This is a genomic window from Massilia aquatica (assembly GCF_011682045.1).
GTDB lineage: Bacteria > Pseudomonadota > Gammaproteobacteria > Burkholderiales > Burkholderiaceae_D > Telluria_A > Telluria_A aquatica.
In genome coordinates this window covers 301,797-320,846 of record NZ_VVIW01000003.1, presented here as the reverse complement: position 1 = coordinate 320,846, position 19,050 = coordinate 301,797, and the positions used below count along the sequence as shown (strand labels likewise).

Below are 19,050 nucleotides of genomic sequence, written 5' to 3'. Positions count from 1 at the left end.
CGGGCAGCGCCGCCGTTTCAGCTTATCGGGAGAGGCGCGGGGCCGCTGGCGCACGCCCCGCTGTGCCTCAGTGCGGCATCTTCAGCCCGCTGCGATCGCTTCAGGCCGGCGCGCGCTGGCGGCGCTGGCGCACCGCCTCGGCCAGGCCTTCGAGCACGGCCACGCTGCTGTCCCAATCGATGCAGCCATCGGTGATCGACTGGCCGTACACCAGTTCCTTGCCCGGCACCAGGTCCTGGCGCCCGGCCACCAGGTGCGACTCCACCATCACGCCGACGATGCGGCCATCGCCCCCGGCCACCTGGGCGGCGATATCGGCGCATACCGGCACCTGGTTTTCCGGCTTCTTGGAACTGTTGGCGTGCGAAGCGTCGATCATCAGGCGCGCGTCCAGGCCCTGCGCGGCGATCTGCTGGCAGGCCAGGTCCACGCTGGCGGCATCGTAGTTCGGGGTCTTGCCGCCGCGCAGGATAATGTGGCAATCCTCATTGCCGTTGGTCGACACGATCGCCGAATGCCCGCCCTTGGTCACCGACAGGAAGTGGTGCGGCTGCGACGCCGCCTTGATCGCTTCCACCGCGATCTTGATATTGCCGTCGGTCCCATTCTTGAAGCCCACCGGACACGACAACCCGGACGCCAGTTCGCGGTGCACCTGCGACTCGGTGGTGCGGGCCCCGATCGCGCCCCAGCTGATCAGGTCGGCGATGTATTGCGGGCTGATCACGTCAAGGTATTCGGTGCCGGCCGGCAAACCGAGCTCGTTGATGTCGCGCAGCAGCTCGCGCGCCATGCGCAGGCCATCGTTGATGCGGAAACTGTTGTCCATGTACGGATCGTTGATCAAGCCCTTCCAGCCGACCGTGGTGCGCGGCTTTTCGAAGTACACGCGCATGACGATTTCGAGTTCGCCCTTGAAGCGCTCGCGCTCGCCGATCAGGCGGCGCGCATATTCCATCGCCGCCTTCGTATCGTGGATCGAGCAGGGGCCGATCACTACCATCAGGCGGTCGTCCTGGCCGTGCAGGATGCGGTGCAGCGCCACGCGCGCGCCGGCCGCGGTCTGCTCGGCGCGCTCGCCGCAGGCAAACTCGCGGATCAGATGGGAGGGCGGCGTCAGTTCCTTCATTTCGCGGATGCGTAGATCGTCGGTGCGTGGCATGGTGTTCTCCGTGGCTGGTGTATCAAACTGGTTTCTGACTGGCTGGACAAAAAAAAACCGCCATGACTGGCGGTTTCTCTGGATGTTGCAAGATCTCGTCGTTGCTACGTGAACCTGCCGCTACTCCACCGCCTTTGGGTTGGAATTGCTAAAGTAAAAGTAGCAGGTAAAGAAAACGACGTTGTGCATGGCAAGATCCGAAAGTGGTGCAAGGACTATAACAACAATTCCTGCAATTTGGCAAGCTGTTTTATCGGCACCCGTCAGCGCCGCAGCGCACAAGCGGTTGCGCGCTTCCCACAACAGCGGCGCCGATGCCTGTCACATTTGATCCAGATCAGTTGTGCGACCGCCTCGGGTGCAAAACTCAATCACCGAGCCCCCTGCCCGGCCTTTGCGCCAGATCAAATACGGTCAACTTTTCCAATCAGATAGATTGACCTAAATCATGGTACTTCGAAGCGGACGGGGCAGTCATACGCTTTATGGAGCCTCTCATGCAAGAAACCATTCTCTCCCGTTCGCTGCGGTGCCTGTTCGCCGGCGGCAGCGCCGCCGGCCTGGCCCTGCTCTCGTGCGCCGCCCAGGCGCAAACCGCCGCGCCGCCCGCGCCCATCCCGCGCGTCGAAATCACCGGCACCCTGATCCCGCGCGCCACCAGGGAAACGGCGGCCGCCGTCATCACCCTCAACCGCAACGATATCGAGCGTTCCGGCAAGACCACCGTGGCCGAGCTGCTGCAAACCCTGGCGGTCGACAACCAGGGCTCGGTGCCGTCGAGCTTCGGCGGCGGCTTCGCCAGCGGCGCCTCCGGCATCTCGCTGCGCGGCCTGGGCGCCGCCTCCACCCTGGTGCTGCTCAACGGGCGCCGGGTGGCCCCGTACGGCCTGGCCGACGACGGCCAGAAAGTCTTTTCCGACCTGAACATCATCCCGGCCGACGCCGTCGAGCGGGTCGAAGTACTCAAGGATGGCGCCTCGGCCATGTACGGTTCGGACGCGATCGCCGGCGTGGTCAACGTGATCCTGCGGCGCGACTTCCGCGGCACCACCGTGCGCGCCAGCTTCGGCCAGTCGCGCGAGCGCGACGGCAACGACGGGGTCGCCTCGCTCACCTGGGGCAAGGGCGACCTGCAGGCCGACCGCTACAACCTGCTGGCCAGCCTGGAGTACGGACGGCGCGGCGAGATCTGGAACCGCGACCGCGCCGAGCGCGCCTACATCGGACGCGGCGACCTGCGCCCCTGGGGCTTCAGCGCCCAGGAGTCGCTCGGCGGCACCGGCGCCATCACCGCCAACAATGCCGGCGGCAGCGCCATCAACGGCAATGTGCGCAACCCCGACACGCTCGACTATGACAACCGCGGCAACCCGGCCGGCGCCGGTTTCACGCGCACCTTTCCGGGCGCGGCCTGCGCCAACTTCACCCGCCATCCGCAGGGCGACCCCGGCGGCGGCTGCCTGGTCGACGCGGCGCAACTGTACAACCAGATCCAGCCGCGCCAGAAACGGATCAATTTTTTCGGACGCGCCACCTTCCAGGCCACGCCGGAGGTGCAAACCTACGCCGAACTGAACCTGTACCGCAGCGAATCGACCTCTTCCTCGACGCCGTCGGCGGTCAGCGGCGCGGTCGGCTCGCCCGCCGGGCCGGTCAACAGCGCCAACGTCATGCTGGGCGCTAGCCATCCCGACAATCCCTACTTCGGCACCCCGGCGCGGCTGCGCTACCTGGCCGCCGATGTCGGCCCGCGCGTGAGCCAGATCGACTCCGACTTCGTGCGCTTGCTGGCCGGGGTCAAGGGCAGCGTGGGCCCGTGGGAGCTCGACACCGCCCTGCTGTTCTCGCAAAACCAGGTTGACCAGGAACGCAGCCGCTACCCGCAGCGCGACGTCATGTTCGCCCTGCTCAATCCGAGCCCGGCCAATGTGGCGGCGGCCAGCGCCAATCCGGCCTACGCCGCGCTGGCGCCGGGCAGTGTATGGCGCATCGCCGAAAACGCCGGCCTCAATTCGCCGGCCTTGTACGCGGCGCTGGCGCCGGCGCTACGCAACGATGCCAGGAGCCGCATCGCCCAGCTCGACATGCGCGCCTCGCGCGAACTGGCCGCACTGCCGGGCGGGCCGCTCGGCGTCGCGCTGGGCGGCGAATTCCGGCGCGAAACAGCCGAGCTGGAAGCCGTGCCCGGCACCGGGCGCGGCAACATCGTCGGCCTCGGCTACTCGGCCTACAAGGGCGGGCGCAACGTGGCCGCGCTGTACGGCGAGGTGCTCGCGCCGGTGCACCCGACGCTCGAACTGACGGGGGCGCTGCGGGCCGACCACTACACCGACGCCGGCGACTCCTACACGCCCAAGTTCGGCGTGAAATGGACGCCGGTGCGCACCTTTGCCTTGCGCGGCACGTATGCGCGCGGCTTTCGCGCCCCCAGCACGGCTGAAAACGGCGTCGGCGGCCTGGCCGCGTTTTCCACCGCCGTCGATCCACTGCGTTGTGGCCTGGGGGTCGAAATCGCCTGTGCCCCGGCCCCGATCGCCATCATCACCTCGCCCAACCCGGCGCTGTCGCCCGAAAAATCACGCAGTATCAATCTCGGCATGGTGTGGGACCCTTATAAGCGCACCAATGTCGCGCTCGACCTGTGGGAAATCAAGCGCAAGAACGAAATCAACCAGGAACAGAGCGATGCCGCCATCGCGGCGGGGCGCATCGCGCGCGATCCGACCAGCGCCGCCTTGCCCGGCGACCCCGGCCCGATCACGGCGGTGCTGGCCAGCTATGTCAACTCGGCCCGCACCGAAGTACGCGGCGCCGACCTCGACCTGACCCAGCGCTTCGACGTCGGACCCGGCACCGGCGAGCTCACCATGAACGCCAGGTGGACCCACCTGTTCAAGTGGCTGCGCACCGAGCAGGACGGCAGCTCGCGCGATTTTGCCGGCACCCATGGCAACTGCGACGTCACAAACTGCGTCGGCACGCCCGACGACCGGGTCAATTTTTCCCTGTCGTGGGAGCGCGCCGCGTGGCGGGTGGCGGCCAACGTCAACTACCGGGGCGACCTCAAGAACACGCTGTTCAAGAACGACCCGGCCGGTTGCGCCAGCCATTTCGCCAATGGTGATGCGGCCCCGGCCGGCTGCGAACTGCCCTCCTTCACCACGGTCGACCTGACCTTCCGCTGGAAGCCGAGCACCCGGGTCGAAGTGTTCGGGTCGGCGCAAAACATCTTCGACAAGATCGCCCCGCTCGATCCGCTGACCTACGGCGCCACCGCCTACAACCCGCTCGACTATGCCGGCGCCGTGGGGCGTTTCTTCACGGCCGGCGTGCGTTACACCTTTTAACCGGAGCCGCACATGATTGAAAAAACCCTCTGCGCCGCCATTCGCCGTCTGTGCGCCGGTGGCGCCCTGCTTGGCGCCGCTGCGCTGGCTGCGCCGGCCCAGGCCCAGGCGCCGGCGCCGGCCGGCGCTTCCGGCGACATGCAAAAAGTCGAAATCGTCGGCACCTCGATCCGGCGCCGCCTGGCGGCCCAGACCGCGCTGCCGATCACCTCGCTGCGCGCCGACGACTTCGCCAAGCAGGGGCTCTCGACCGTGCAGGAGGTGCTGGCCACCATTCCCATGAACCAGACCTCGACCGGCGCCAGCCAGTCGGTCGGCTCCGGCACCGGCGGGCGCGCCACCGCCGACCTGCGCGGCCTGGGCGGCGACAAGACCCTGGTCCTGCTCAATGGCCGGCGCCTGGCGAACCACCCCTTCTTCGCCGATACGGTCGACCTGAACATCATTCCCGTGGCCGCGCTGGAACGGGTCGAGGTGCTGCGCGACGGCGCCTCGGCCATCTACGGCAGCGACGCCATCGGCGGCGTGATCAACTTCGTCACCAAGCGCTCCTACCGCGGCATGGAAGCGAGCGTGGAAGCGTACCAGCCGGCCGGCTCGGGCGGCGGCGACGAGCAGCGCATCAACTTCACCGGCGGCTGGGGCGACCTGGCCACCGACGGCTACAACCTGCTCGGGGTGGCCGACTTCCACCGCCAGTCTTCCCTCACCGCCACCGACCGCGACTTCGCGCGCACCGGGGTGCGTCCCGAGCGCGGCCTGAACCAGACCAGCGGCACCACCTTCCCCGCCAACTTCTATTCCGAGAAAGGCATTTCCGGCAATCCCAGCTTTGCCACTGGCTGCCGGCCGCCGTATTCCATCCCCAACCTGAGCGGCGCGCCGAACTGCCGCTTCGACTCGACCCAGTTTGTCGACCTGATCCCGCTGACCAGGCAAGAAACCTTCCTCGGCCGCTTCAGCAAAAAAATCGGCGCCGACCACACCGGCACCCTGGAATACCTGCACAGCCGCAGCACCAACGAAGCGCGTGTGGCGCCGCCGCCGCTGGCCGGCATCGGCCTGACCATGACCAGCACCAGCCCCTTCTACCCCGGCGCCGGCATCACGCCCGCCGTCGCCGGCCTCACCGGCGAGCCGCTCGACGTCAGCTGGCGCCCGCTGGTGACCGGCAAGCGCGAAGGCCTCGACGTGAGCCTGACCGACCGCCTGTTGGGCGGCATGGAAGGCAGCTTCGGCGGCTGGGATTACAACCTCGGCCTGTCGTATGCGGTAGGGCGGGCGCGCAGCGCGTTCACCGACGGCTACGTGGTCGATGCGCGCATCATCGAGGGGGTCGGCAACGGCTTGCTCAACCCCTTCGGCGAACAAACGAGCGCCGGCAACGACTACCTGCGCCAGTCGCTGTTACAGGGCGAATACCGGCGCGCCAAGATCAAGAGCGGCGCCATCGACTTCAAGGCCAGCCGCGAACTGATGACCCTGCCCGCCGGCCCGCTCGGCTTCGCGCTGGGCGGCGAATTCCGGCGCGACGAAGCCGACTACCGCGTCAACCGCGCCCTGGCCAGCCAGGCGTCGAGCTCCGGCGCCGCCGACTCCCAGGACCAGTCCGGCAGCCGGAACATCGGCGCCGTGTTCACCGAGCTCAATGTCCCTCTCCTCAAGGACCTGGAAGTGAACCTGGCCGCGCGCTACGACGACTACACCGATTTCGGCCACAGCTTCAATCCCAAGGTGGCGCTGCGCTGGCAGCCCACCAAGCAGGTGCTGCTGCGCGGCTCGTTCAACAAGGGCTTCCGCGCGCCCACCCTGTACGACCTGCACGGGCCGCAGACGACCACCAACACCAGCAATTCCTGGAACGATCCGGTGCTGTGCCCTGGCGGGAAAGCGGCGCCGGGGGCCAATCCCAACATTTCCTGCGATCAGCAGCAAAACATCCGCAGTGGCGGCAATTCCCAGGTCAGGCCGGAACGCTCGCGCACCTACAGCGCCGGGATCGTGCTCGAGCCGACCGACAAGCTGACCTTGAGCGCCGACTACTGGGATATCCGGCTCAAGGACCAGATCAGCGAACTGGCGGAGGAATCGATCTTCGGCGATTACCAGAAATACCAGAACCTGTATTCCTACAATGCCGCCCGCACCCGGCTCGACTACGTGCTGGCGATCATCCAGAACCTGGGCGAGGTCAAGACGCGTGGCGTCGACCTGGGCGTGCTGTGGCGCCTGCAGCGCGGCGCGCTCGGTAACTTTACGCTCGGCGTCGATGGCACCTATGTCGACCGCTACGACTACCAGAACGAGCGCAACGGCCCGTTCACGGTCAACGCCGGGCGCTTTGCCGATGCCACCCCCGTGTTCCGCTGGCGTCACAACGCCACCCTGGGCTGGACCCGGGGGCCGGTCAACGAGACCTTGTCCAACCGCTACCTGTCCGGCTATGACGACCAGCCCGACGAAAACGGCGTTGTGCCCGGCCGCGTGGGACACTACTCGACCTGGTCGCTGGCGGGCACGTACACGGCCAGCCAGAAGGTCAGCGTGACCGCCGGGGTCAAGAACCTGCTCGACGACGATCCACCATTCACGGTCCAGAGCACGACCTTCCAGCAGGGCTACGATCCGCGCTACACGGACCCGCTTGGGCGCACGTTTTACGTGAGGGCGACCTACAAGTTCTGACTGTCCGCACGTGCGCATGTTTTGTTTGACTGCGGGCAGCCGGCAACGGCCAGCGGCCAGAAACGCAAGGGGCGCACCAGAAGTGCGCCCCTTGGGAACTTGCCTGAACCGCGGGCGCCGGCAAGCGCCAGCGGCCTGCCAGCGACAGCCAGCGCTTTACGCGGTACCGCCCACGATCACGTCTTCGATGCGCAGGGTTGGCTGGCCCACGCCCACCGGCACGCTCTGGCCTTCCTTGCCGCACACGCCCACGCCGGAATCGAGGCGCATGTCGTTGCCGATCATCGATACGCGGTTGAGCACGTCAGGACCGTTGCCGATCAGGGTGGCGCCCTTGACCGGATAGGTAACCTTGCCGTTTTCGATCATGTAGGCTTCGCTGGCCGAAAACACGAACTTGCCGTTGGTGATATCGACCTGGCCACCGCCGAAGTTGACCGCGTACAAGCCGTTCTTGACCGAGGCCAGGATTTCTTCCGGGTCCTTGTCGCCGCCGAGCATGTAGGTGTTGGTCATGCGCGGCATTGGCAGGTGCGCGAACGATTCGCGGCGCGCATTGCCGGTGACCGGCATCTTCATCAGGCGCGCATTCATGGTGTCCTGGATGTAGCCTTTCAGGATGCCGTCTTCGATCAGGGTGGTGCACTGGGTCGGATTGCCTTCGTCATCCATGTTGAGCGAACCGCGGCGATCGGCCAGGGTGCCGTCATCGACCACGGTGACGCCCTTGGCGGCCACGCGCTCGCCGATGCGGCCCGAAAACGCCGACGAGCCCTTGCGGTTGAAGTCGCCTTCGAGGCCGTGGCCGATCGCTTCATGCAGCAGCACGCCAGGCCAGCCCGGGCCCAGCACGATGGTCATCGGACCGGCCGGCGCAGGACGCGCGTCGAGGTTGACCACGGCCGCCTTGACCGCTTCGTCGGCGTAGCGCTCGAGCATGGCGTCATCGAAGTAGCCGTAGCTGTAGCGCCCGCCGCCGCCGGCCGAACCGCTCTCGCGCCGGCCGTTCTGCTCGACGATGACTGTCACCGACACGCGCACCAGCGGACGGATATCGGCCGCCAGCACGCCGTCGCTGCGCACCACCAGCACCACGTCGTATTCGCCGGCCAGGCCGGCCATGACCTGCACCACGCGCGGATCTTTCGCGCGCGCCATTTTTTCGACCCGTTCGAGCAGCTTGACCTTGGCCGTGGCGTCGAGCGAGGCCAGCGGATCGTTGGGCAGGTACAGCGAGCGCCCGCCCACCGGGGTCATCGAGGACGCCACCTTGATCTTGCCGGCGCCGGCGCGCGCGATGGTGCGCGTGGCGGCCGCCGCATCGAGCAGGGCGCGTTCCGAGATTTCATCGGAGTACGAGAAAGCGGTCTTGTCGCCGGACACGGCGCGCACGCCGACGCCCTGGTCGATCGAAAAACTGCCGGTCTTGACAATGCCTTCTTCCAGGCTCCAGGATTCGCTCTTGGTGAACTGGAAATACAGGTCGGCGTAATCGACCTTGTGGGTAAACATCGTGCCCAGGGTGCTGAGCAGCTTGCCTTCGTCGAGGCCAAAGGGCGTCAGCAGCACATCGCGCGCGACTGCCAGGGAGGAGAGATTCGGTTCGAACGGTGTCATTTTGCGGGTCTTTCAGTGTGGATCAGGCATTGTGCCATAGTCGGCCTGTTACGGTAGCGCGCAGGGTGGCTCACAGCTTTCGGTGCTTAAGTGCCGGCAAGCTTTCGCGCACCCCCGCCAGGAAAGCCGCGTCGAGCTCGCCGCTGACGACCCCTTCGCCCTCTTCCAGCAGCGCCTTGACCTCGCCCCAGGGGTCGATCAGCATGCTGTGGCCGAAGGTGCGGCGCCCATTGACGTGGGTACCGCCCTGGGCCGAGGCCAGCACGTAGCACTGGTTTTCGATGGCGCGCGCGCGCAGCAGCACTTCCCAGTGCGCCAGACCGGTGGTGTGGGTGAAGGCGGCCGTGACCACGATCAGCGCGCACTCGCCCATGGCCCGGTACAGCTCGGGAAAGCGCAGGTCGTAGCAGACCGACAAGCCAACCCGCCCGAACGGCGCCTCGAACGCCACCACAGCCTCGCCCGGCACGATGGTGCGCGCCTCGTCGTAGGTTTCAAGTCCCTTGGTAAAACCGAACAGGTGGATCTTGTCGTAGCGCTGCACCGGCGCGCCTTGCGGGTCGTACACCAGGGTGGTGTTCATGACCCTCCCGGCGTCCGTGGACACCAGCGGCAAGGTGCCGCCGATCAGCCAGATGCCGTGCTGGCGCGCCAGTTGCGCCATGCAGTCCTGGATGGGACCGTGTCCGGGCGCTTCGGCGTGGGCCACCTTGTCGGTGTCGCTCATGCCCATGATCGGCCAGTATTCCGGCAAGGTGACCAGGGTGGCGCCGCGCGCGGCCGCCTCGCCCACCAGCCGGCGCGCCGTGGCGATGTTCTCGGCAACGATGGGGGTGCTGATCATTTGTACTGCGGCCACGTGGGTCATGTCTCGGTCTCCGGTCGGTGCTTCTGTTCAGTCGGTCTGTTCAGTTACTGTCGGGCTTCACGTTGCTCGCCGGCAGCACCAGCGGCGGCGGGCCCTTCGGCGCGCCGAGCTTGGTGATCACCGGCGCCTTCCACGGCCCGGTGACCTGCATTTCATAGGTCAGCGCCTTCATCACGGGTGCCCGCAGGAACAGTTGCGCGAGGAAACTGCCCAGCCCGACCACCGGATTGACCGCCAGCGCGTACACCAGCGGGCCGGTGCCCAGGTTAAATTCGGGGATCACCACCACATGCAGGTTGGTCGACTCGTTTGCAATGTCGGCCGTGCCGGCCATGAGCACGGTGGCGGCCACGCCATGCATTTTCAGGTTGTCGGTGCGCGCCACGCCGCGCGTGATGCTGGCGTTGGCGCTGATGCCGTCGAAGGCCAGCCCTTCCGAAAATACATCGTGGAAGTCGAGTTTGAGCAGGCGCGGCAGCATTTGCAGGCTCAGCACGCCGAGCAGCTTGGCCGCGCCCGGGTCTTGCTTGAGGAACTGGCCGGCCGCCACGCTCATGTCGATCTTGCCGGACAAGCTAGGAATGTCTAGCGAATACGGCAAGCCATTCCAGGCGATCTCGCCCGACATCTTGCCCTTGCCGCGCCGCAGCGTTTCGGGGAAGCCGAAACGGTCTAGCAGCTTGCCGGCATCCTCGATGTCGAGCACGAAGTTCAGGCTGGTGTTGCTCTGCCCTTCCCCGGTCACCCACTTGCCGGTGCTGCGCAGCACGCCGTCGGGATTGGCCAGCAGCAAGCTGTTGATCTGCCACTCGCGCCCGCTGGCAAGCTGGGCGTTGCTGGCGACCAGTTCCAGGCGTCCGAGTTTCTTGTTGAACAGTTCGAAATGCTCGGCCACGATGTCGAGCGCGGGAATGGTCGCGGCCGCGCTCTTGCCGCCTTCGAGCAAGTCTTTCACGCCGGCGGCGGCCGATTCCGGAATGATCAGCGAGGCCAGGCGCGCCGTCACTTTGCCCAGGCCCTGCCCGCTCGGACCCTCGACCCAGGTGACGTGGCCGGCCACCTGGCGCGCATCGACGTTGGCCTGCCAGGTCCCCTTGACATGCGAGGCGCCCACCACCACGTTGTCGAGCTTGCGTTCGCTGATGATCAGTTCGTTCGCGCGCGCGGCCAGCACATCGGCCACCACGTACTGGGCCAGGTCCATGCCGCCCTCGGCCGCACCAAGCGCCGGTGCGCCGGCCGCCGGGGCGGCCGCCGCCGCCGCTGCGGCCGCCGGCTCGGGCGCCGCGTGCGCCACCGACGAACCGATCGCGATCCACTGGTCGACGTTGATGGTCTTCATCTCGGCATTGATCATCAGCCCGCTGTCGGGGATCGGCGCCGGCACGTTCACGCCGATGCCGCCGCTCTCGACCTTCCACGGCCCCTTGCCCAGCTTGATGCGCTGGTAGCGCGCGCCGATGTGGGCGCCCAGCGCCAGCCGGATTTCGTCGCGCGCCACGCCGGCCTCGCTTACCGGCAAGCCGGTCAGGGTGAAATGCAGCGGCAGGCTGTCGGCGGCCGCCTTGTTGAGCGGCGCCGGCAGCTCCACGCCCATGCCGGCCAGGGTCGAATCGACCGTCACCTGGGCCTGGTGATCGCGCACCACCACCGAGCCGGTGTAGCGGGCCGCGCCCGACACCAGCCCCAGCACATGCTGCAAGGCCGCCGCTGGATAGGTCTTGCGGATGCCGTCGGCGCTGGCGCTGCCGGCCAGCTTGATCACGATCGCATTGTCGCGTTGCGTGCCGCCGGTGAGTGCCAGCGGCCCGCCCAGGAAGCTGGCGCCGACGCCGTTCAGGTTGAGGCCTTTTTCGTTGAATTCGAGCTTGCCGATGGCCGATTGCAGCGGCGGCAAGGGCTCGAACAGCACCACGTCGTTGTTCATCAGCTGCAAGCTGCCCTGCACTTTCGATTCGATCAGGTGCGCCAGCGGCAATTGCAGTTTCAAGCCCAGCCTGGCGTTGCCGGTCGCGCGCGTGTGTTCGGTAAAGCGGCCGATCCAGTTCAGCACCGGGCTCGCCTCGACGTAGCCGAGGAAGTCCTGCATCGGTGCGGCGGCGTTGCCGTCGATCTCGAGCACCTTGTCGGGATCGGCCAGGTCGGCGATCACGGCTTTGACCGCGCTCAGCGCCACCCCGCGCGTGCGCGCCGTGTCGCCCTTGATTTCCATGCGCGTGCGCTCGAACAGGAAGCTGCCGTTGATCTGCTCGGCCTGCGGCCACACCGGCGCCACCCCGTCGGGCGCGAAGTGGCCCGGCGCGTAGTTCAGTCTGGCGTTTTCCAGGCGTCCGCCGATGCGGAACTCGCCCTTGCGCTCGCCCGGCGTGTTGCTGCGGAACGGGAAATGCGCCATGTCGCCGCGCAGGCGGAAGGTGGCGTCCTGCGCCATGCCGTCTTCCAGCGCGCCGGTCAGCCAGTGGTGCAAGTGTTCCGGGGTTTTCAGGGGCAGATAGCGGCCGATGCTGTTGAGCGCGAAGCCGCTCACGGTGCCGCTGAGGTCGACCATGTCGGCCGCTTTGCCCGGCTGCGAGCCGAGGGTCATCTGGTGCGTGCCCGACAGCGAGCCGGTCAGCGTGCCTTGCGCGAAATTCAGGCTTTCCAGTTCCACCAGCAATTTGTTCTGGGGCGCAAAGGTCCAGCGGGCGCGCGCGTCGAACTGGTCGAAGGGCATGGCCGGGTCGGCGAACCAGGCCGGCAGTTGCAACACCAGTTGCTGCGAAGCGAGGGTGAGCGCGCCGCCCTTTTCGCTCGCGTCGATCGTGCCGGAGAGGTTCTCGATGCCCGGAATCGGCGGAAACGCCGCCCGTGCCGGGGTTGAGGCGGTCTTGGCCACGGCCAGCCGGGCCGGCTGGGCGCGCATGCTCAAGCCGTCGAGCCTGGCGCGCACGTGGTAGCTGGCGATGTCCGGGAACTTGCCCTGCCATTTGGCCGACAGGTCGCTCACCTTGCCGCGCAAGCCGCTGTCGACCAGCAACTGGCGCTGCACCTCGCTCAAGGGCAACTGTGCGGCCAGGCGCGACAGGGTTTCCAGGTCGAGTTGGCGCGCACTCACTGTCACCTGCTGCGGGGTCTGGCCGCGCGCCGGGGTGTAGGACTCGGACAAGGTGGTCGGCGCCAGGCTCAGGCCGTCGGCGGTGAGCAGGGAAAAATCGGTGAGCGTGACTTCGTGGCCGTGCGCGCCCCAGGCCGGGGTGCCGCGATTAGTGCCGGCGGCAAAGGTTTCGCGCGCGGACAGGCGGCCGCGCACGCGCGCCAGCGCCAAAGCCGGCAAGTCGCGCGCCAGCTGCGCGGAGACGCCGGCCAGCGCCACGTCGGCGGTGAAGCCGGCCAGCTTGGCCCGGTCCAGGCTGAGCCAGGCGCGCACCGATCCCTGGCCCTGGCTCAGCTTGACCGGGTAATCGAGATACGGGGTCCAGGCCGCCAGGTCGGTATCGGGCAGGTCGGCGTACAGCTCGCCTTTCCACTGGCGCATGTCGGCCATGCGCGCCGTAAAGCGCGGATGGGCAAAGTCGGCGCGCACGTCGAGCGGCCCGGCCAGGCTGGCCGGCGGGGTGGCGCGCAGGCCGAAGCGGTGGTGCTGCCAGCGGTTCTTGAGCACCACATCGACGTTCTCCAGCGCCAGCACCGGGGCGCCGCGCAGCTGGTCGGTCCACTGCACGCGCCCTTCGCGGATCAGGATCTGGCGCTGCTTGAAGGCCCAGTCGGCGCCACCACTGTCGCCGCTGTCGCCCTGCTTGATCGGCATGCCGGCCACAAACAGCTGGCCGCTGGCGTCGCGCCGGATGTCGAGGTCGGGCCGAATAATTTCCAGAGAGTAAAATCGCGGTTCCAGGGTCGGCACGCTCCACCACGACAGGGTGGCCGACACGCTCGGCAGGCTGAGCACCTGGCGGCCGGCCGGATCGCGCAGGATCACATCGCCCAGGAACAGGTTCGGGCGCAAGCCGCGCCAGGAAGCATAAATGCGGGTAATAGTGACATCGCTGCCCAGCGCGCGGCTGGCAATACGCTCGATATTGCCCTTGTAATAGTCGATATTCGGCAGGATGGCGTAGCGCAGCACCAGGAACACAATGGTGAACAGAAAATACACCAGCAGCGCCAGCTTGATCGTGAAGCCCAGCACATGATGGGTGGCGCGGTTGCAGGCCCGATAGGCGGAACGCAGCCGCCGCCAGCGCTCTGCAATGGGCAGGTGCTCGGCGGCCGCCTGTGCTTCCGGTGTATGCATCAATAAGCTGATAAAGGGTCCCGCCGTATCCAAATGTAGTGCAATAAGGTAGCGCTTGCGCGAATCGCGCCGGCTCCCTTACCATCGTCCTGATCCTCACCGTAGCGCGGCCCATGTTAATTTTACCTTATACAAGCGCCGCCGAACCCGACTTTCACTTACCCTTTCCTGACGCCAACCAATGACTCCAGCCTCCCTGACACCGCTCTCGCGCTTTTATCAACGCTGGCTGGCGGCCGACCCCAACCGCGCCGGCGCTGTTGCCAGCATCAGCGCCGGCGCGCTCGACCGGATTGATCTGGCGCAAACGCTGGCGCGCCTGGCGCTGGACGACGCCAAGCCGGGCGCCCCGCCGCTTCCCACCGTGCGCGCCATGCGCCGCCTGCGCAACCTGCTGGTCTCCGGATTGATCGAACGCGACCTGGACGGCCAGGCCGACCTGGCCGAAGTGGTGGCGACCATGACCGCGTTCGCCGACTTTGCCATCCGCACCCACCTCACCGCCCTCATGGCCGAGCAGGTAGCCAGCCACGGCATGCCGATGGGCTATGAATCGGGCTTGCCGCAGGAAATGATTGTGTTGGCGATGGGCAAGCAAGGCGGTGGCGAGCTGAATGTCTCGTCCGACATCGACCTGATCTTCGTCTACCCGGAAGATGGCGACACCGCCGCCGGGGCTGGCCAGCGCCCGCTGTCGAACCACGAGTTTTTTACGCGCCTGGGCAAGAAGCTGATCGCCGCCCTGTCCGAGATCACCGAAGATGGCTTTACCTTCCGCGTGGACATGGCGCTGCGCCCGAATGGCAATTCCGGCCCGCTGGTGGCCAGCCTGAACATGGTCGAGGAATACCTGATCGTGCAGGGCCGCGAATGGGAACGCTACGCCTGGGTCAAGGCGCGCGCCGTTACCGGCACGGCGGAAGATATTGCCGCGCTGGAAGCCATCGTCCATCCTTTTGTCTACCGGCGCTACCTCGATTTCGGCGTGATCGACGCCATCCGCACCATGCATGCCCAGATCCGCGCCGAGGTCGACCGCCAGGAGCGCCTGCACCCGGACCGCAGCAACAACGTCAAGCTGGGACGCGGCGGGATCCGCGAAATTGAATTTCTGGCGCAAGTGTTCCAGCTGATCCGCGGCGGGCGCGACGCCGCCCTGCGCGACCGCTCCACCCGCGCCACCCTGCGCGTGCTGGCCGACAAGGAACTGCTGCCGGCCGACACGGTCGAGCAATTGCTCGCTTCCTACAGTTTCCTGCGCAACCTGGAGCACCGCCTGCAATACCTGGACGACGCCCAGACCCACACCCTGCCCGCCAGCGACGCCGACCGCGCCGTCATCGCGCAAATGATGCGCCTGCCCGACGTGGCCACCCTGCTGGCCCAGCTCGACGCCACCCGCCAGTTTGTCGCCGCCCAGTTCGACGCCATCTTCAGCGACAAGTCCGAACAGAGCGGCGACACGGTCGACCCGGGCGCCAGCAACTGGGGCGGGGCCGACCTCGACAACCGCGAAGCGATCGAAGCGCACCTGCGCGCGCTCAGCTTCGACGACGCCGGCGGCGCCGCCGGCCGCCTGATGAGCACCTGGCAATCGAGCAAGGTGCAAGCCCTGCCCGAAGCGAGCCGCACCCGCCTGCTGGCGCTGGTCAACGCCGCGCTGCCGCTGATCGCCAAGACCGCGCAAGAGGCCGGCTCCGGCAGCGCCAGTTCCACCCTCACCCGCCTGCTGGCGTTTTTCGAAGCCATCGCGCGCCGCTCGGCCTACCTGTCCCTGCTGACCGAATATCCGCACACCCTGGAGCGCGTGATCCGCATGATGTACGCCAGCGGCTGGGCCGCCACCTTCCTGACCCAGCACCCGATCGTGCTCGACGAACTGCTCGACGAACGCGTGCGCAGCGCCGTGCCCGACTGCGCCGCGCTGGCCGCCGAACTCAAGGAGCAACTGGGCGCGGCCGCCGGCGACACCGAGCGCCAGATGGACATCCTGCGCGAAGCCCACCACGCGCAATTGTTCCGCCTGCTGGCGCAAGACCTGGCGGGCGAGCTGACCGTGGAAAAGCTGGCCGATTACCTGTCGGCGCTGGCCGACACCATCGTCGCCGCCACCATCGACGCCGCCTGGCAGGCGATCGCCTCGCGCCACCGCGAGGTGCCGCGCTTCGCCGTCATCGCCTACGGCAAGCTGGGCGGCAAGGAACTCGGCTACGTGTCGGACCTGGACGTGATTTTCCTGTTCGACGACGACGACCAGGATGCGCCCGGCAACTACGCCAAGCTGGCCCAGCGCTTCATTACCTGGATGACGGCGCACACCTCGGCCGGCATTCTGTTCGACATCGATACCGCGCTGCGCCCGGACGGCGCCAGCGGCATGCTGGTCTCGAGCGTGGCCGCCTTCGAGCGCTACCAGGAAAATTCGGCCTGGATCTGGGAACACCAGGCGCTCACGCGCGCGCGTTTCTGCGCCGGCGACGCCGCCATCGGCGAGCGCTTCGAAGCCGTGCGCGAACGGGTGCTGCGCACCGACCGTTCGGCGCGCGCGGACGAGCTCAAGCAGGAAGTGCTGAAGATGCGCAAGAAGATGATCGACGCCCATCCGGCGCGCCCCGGCCTGTTCGACCTCAAGCAGGACGTGGGCGGCATGATCGATGTCGAATTCATGTCGCAGTACCTGGTGCTGCGCCATTGCGCGCAGTATCCGCAGCTGACCATTAATCTGGGCAACATCGGCCTGCTGCGCATGTTCGCCGATCTGGGGCTGATCGATGCGGATCTGGCGCTGGCAGTGGGCGACGCTTACCGCGCCATGCGCAAGCTGCAGCACCAGATGCGCCTGCAGGGCAAGGACAATGCGCGCGTCGATGCGGCGCTGGTGGCAAAGCACAGCGCGCCGGTCAGGCAGTTGTGGGAGGCGGTGTTCGCCTAGTCAAGCGGCACGCAGGCCGCCTGTTACCGGGATCGGAAAGGTTGCTCAGCGTGCGGCGCTCAGCCTTTTCCTGGCAGCGTGATATTCGATTGGAACTTTTATTAGCAACAAGCCAGCGAAAGGCGCTGCAAGCAAGAAAAGGGTATAAGGCCAGTCCACCGCGCCGGTACGAAAATAGGATGCTAGCGCAAAAGGCAGCGCTACGGCGAACGGGAGCATCCAGTTTTTTCTCAGTACCTGCTTCACGACGTTCAGTAACATGTCTTCTCTTCCTTAAACGTTGTCCGGGGCTATGCCAACTGCGGATAGCCATGTGCCCGTGCCTCGGATTCCAGCACGCCGATGCGGGCATACTCTTGTATTGTATATAGCGCGAAAGCCCGGATCGACAGCGCCGGCATGATGGCGGCGAGCGCTGCCGGCGGCGCCAGCAAGGCCTCGCGCAACTGCTGCCGCAACGCCTCCGGCACGGCGGCGCCAGCCACGAGCGGCAAGCCGGGCGACGGCGCCGAGTATTGAAGCAGCGCGATCCCGTCCAGGCTCGCCGGCTGTTCCCGGCGCAGATAGCCGAGGGTGACGCAATCGATGGCAGCCAGGTCGACTGCGCCATTGCGCACCAGTTCCAAGCTGGCGCGGTGGCTGCCCGACCAGATCACCCCGCTGAAGAAACGCCCTTCGCGCGCCAGCGGCGCCACCGCATGGCGCAGCGCGTTCATGCCGCTGTTGGAAGCGGCGTCGTTGACGGCCGCCGTCCGCCCGCGCGCGTCGGCCAGGGTGACGATGCCGCCGCCTTCGCGCACCACGATCGCGCTGGCGTAGTCCGCCCCCTCGCAGCCTTCAAAGTCGTAGGCCGGGGTGGCCAGCAGCCGGACGTGGTCGCGCAACTGGGTCAGGTAAGGATAGCCGCAGGTCTGGCTGAGCAGCATGTCGGGCCGCTTCCAGAAATCCGGCAGGACCGGATCGCGTACGAGCTCGACGGCCTCAAGCATGCCGCCGGCGCGCAGCACCTCGGCCAGCGCCTCGAACAGGGCTTCGTACCCTGCTCCGATCCGGGCCGAGACGTTATACATCGGGAAAGCCACTTTCCACGTCATCGCTTACTCCGGCATGTGCGGATGCACGGGTGCGTCGACCGGCGTCAGGCCGAAGCGGCGCATCAGCTCGCCGTAGCCGCGCACGTAAAAGCCACCGCTGCGGGCGATATAGGCGTCGCGCCGCGCATGATAGACACGCGGCAGCAGATACCACGGCAGCGATGGAAAGTCGTGGTGCACCAGATGGAAGTTATTGTTCAGATACAGCAGGCGGAACACGAAACCCGCCTCGTTGAGCACGATGCGCTGCTTGTGGTGCTCGGCCGGGCGATGTTCGTAATAAGACCGGATCATCACCAGCGACTGCGCCGGGTATGAAATCGCCAGCACGTAATATACTGCCGACACACCGAACGTGACCTCCACCGTCCACAGCAGCACCGCCAGCATCACCACATGGCGCAGCCACATGTGCGCCTGCGTCCAGTCCCCGCGCAAGGGCTGGCGCACAGCCTCAATCCAGGCCGACGTGATCGCAATCGCCGGACCGACCAGCAGGCGGCCCCAGAAGGTCTTGTTAAACCACAGCAGCTGTCGCAGCGGCTTGCCCATGCCGGCCCAGGTGGCGGGCGACACATAATGGCTCTCGGTATCGAGCGCCGGCATGGTCAGGTGGAAATCGACATGATGGCGCAGATGACTGTCGCGATACAGCTGATACGGATACCAGACCGCCAGCGGCACCGTGCCGAACAGGCGGTTGAGCGTCGGCCAGCGGGTCGGATGGCCGTGGATCAATTCATGCTGGAGCGACATGTACCACGCGCACCACCAGATCATCAGCAGCGTGGCGGCGGGCGTGCCGAGCTCGCGCCAGTACGCCATGGTGGCCAGCCATCCGCCATGGATGACAACGATCAACAGCCAGGTGGGCCACTCCGCCAGCCATAGCCAGCGCCCGCGTTCGCCGCGCATTTGCTGCTGTTGCGCGGCGTCCATGTAGTTTGTGCACACTTCCTTTGCCACTGCTGTTGTCATAAGCAAGTTCTCCTGGTAAGTGCACTGCAACACTGTGGGGACCTCGCAAAACCGTAGCGAGCGGCGTCAGTTTCGTCCGAGAAGCGCAGCCGTA

The 19,050-nt window shown here is 66.7% G+C and carries 10 protein-coding genes; 3 read left to right on the top strand and 7 right to left on the bottom strand.

Annotation, left to right across the window (positions count from 1 at the left end; all coding sequences use genetic code 11):
* Positions 1-100: 100 nt before the first annotated feature.
* Positions 101-1,162: a 3-deoxy-7-phosphoheptulonate synthase AroG gene (aroG, locus tag F1609_RS07395; protein WP_167075840.1), complete on the bottom strand. Its 1,062-nt coding sequence runs from the start codon at positions 1,160-1,162 to the stop codon at positions 101-103.
* Between the two features lie 497 nt (positions 1,163-1,659).
* On the opposite strand from aroG, the gene F1609_RS07390 reads away from it, so the two are divergent.
* Positions 1,660-4,509 (top strand): TonB-dependent receptor, encoded by a 2,850-nt coding sequence (locus F1609_RS07390; RefSeq protein WP_167075839.1) that lies wholly within the window; start codon positions 1,660-1,662, stop codon positions 4,507-4,509.
* Between the two features lie 12 nt (positions 4,510-4,521).
* On the top strand, positions 4,522-7,194 hold the full coding sequence (locus tag F1609_RS07385) for a TonB-dependent receptor (RefSeq protein WP_167075838.1): 2,673 nt from the start codon (positions 4,522-4,524) through the stop codon (positions 7,192-7,194).
* Between the two features lie 156 nt (positions 7,195-7,350).
* Here F1609_RS07385 and tldD read toward each other — a convergent pair whose 3' ends face one another.
* The 3 genes from tldD to F1609_RS07370 all read right to left on the bottom strand — a co-directional run bounded on the left by tldD (position 7,351) and on the right by F1609_RS07370 (position 13,952).
* The gene (gene tldD / locus F1609_RS07380; RefSeq protein ID WP_167075837.1) at positions 7,351-8,811 is read right to left on the bottom strand and encodes a metalloprotease TldD; all 1,461 of its coding nucleotides are present in this window, start codon (positions 8,809-8,811) and stop codon (positions 7,351-7,353) included.
* 70 nt (positions 8,812-8,881) lie between these two features.
* Positions 8,882-9,679 carry a carbon-nitrogen hydrolase family protein gene (locus F1609_RS07375; protein WP_167075836.1) on the bottom strand — a complete coding sequence of 266 codons (798 nt, stop codon included), beginning with the start codon at positions 9,677-9,679 and terminating at the stop codon, positions 8,882-8,884.
* A gap of 40 nt (positions 9,680-9,719) precedes the next feature.
* Positions 9,720-13,952: a YhdP family protein gene (locus F1609_RS07370; RefSeq protein ID WP_167075835.1), complete on the bottom strand. Its 4,233-nt coding sequence runs from the start codon at positions 13,950-13,952 to the stop codon at positions 9,720-9,722.
* A 181-nt stretch (positions 13,953-14,133) separates the two neighbouring features.
* On the opposite strand from F1609_RS07370, the gene glnE reads away from it, so the two are divergent.
* Entirely contained in the window at positions 14,134-16,884 is a 2,751-nt protein-coding gene (gene glnE, locus F1609_RS07365) for a bifunctional [glutamate--ammonia ligase]-adenylyl-L-tyrosine phosphorylase/[glutamate--ammonia-ligase] adenylyltransferase (protein WP_167075834.1), read from the top strand.
* Between the two features lie 45 nt (positions 16,885-16,929).
* Here glnE and F1609_RS07360 read toward each other — a convergent pair whose 3' ends face one another.
* Genes F1609_RS07360 through F1609_RS07350 form a run of 3 tightly spaced genes read right to left on the bottom strand, consistent with a single transcriptional unit; the run spans position 16,930 to position 18,956 of the window.
* Positions 16,930-17,145: a hypothetical protein gene (locus tag F1609_RS07360; RefSeq protein WP_167075833.1), complete on the bottom strand. Its 216-nt coding sequence runs from the start codon at positions 17,143-17,145 to the stop codon at positions 16,930-16,932.
* A gap of 29 nt (positions 17,146-17,174) precedes the next feature.
* Entirely contained in the window at positions 17,175-17,978 is an 804-nt protein-coding gene (locus tag F1609_RS07355; protein ID WP_229421704.1) for a phosphate/phosphite/phosphonate ABC transporter substrate-binding protein, read from the bottom strand.
* 3 nt (positions 17,979-17,981) lie between these two features.
* On the bottom strand, positions 17,982-18,956 hold the full coding sequence (locus F1609_RS07350) for a fatty acid desaturase (RefSeq protein ID WP_167075832.1): 975 nt from the start codon (positions 18,954-18,956) through the stop codon (positions 17,982-17,984).
* Positions 18,957-19,050: the final 94 nt, after the last annotated feature.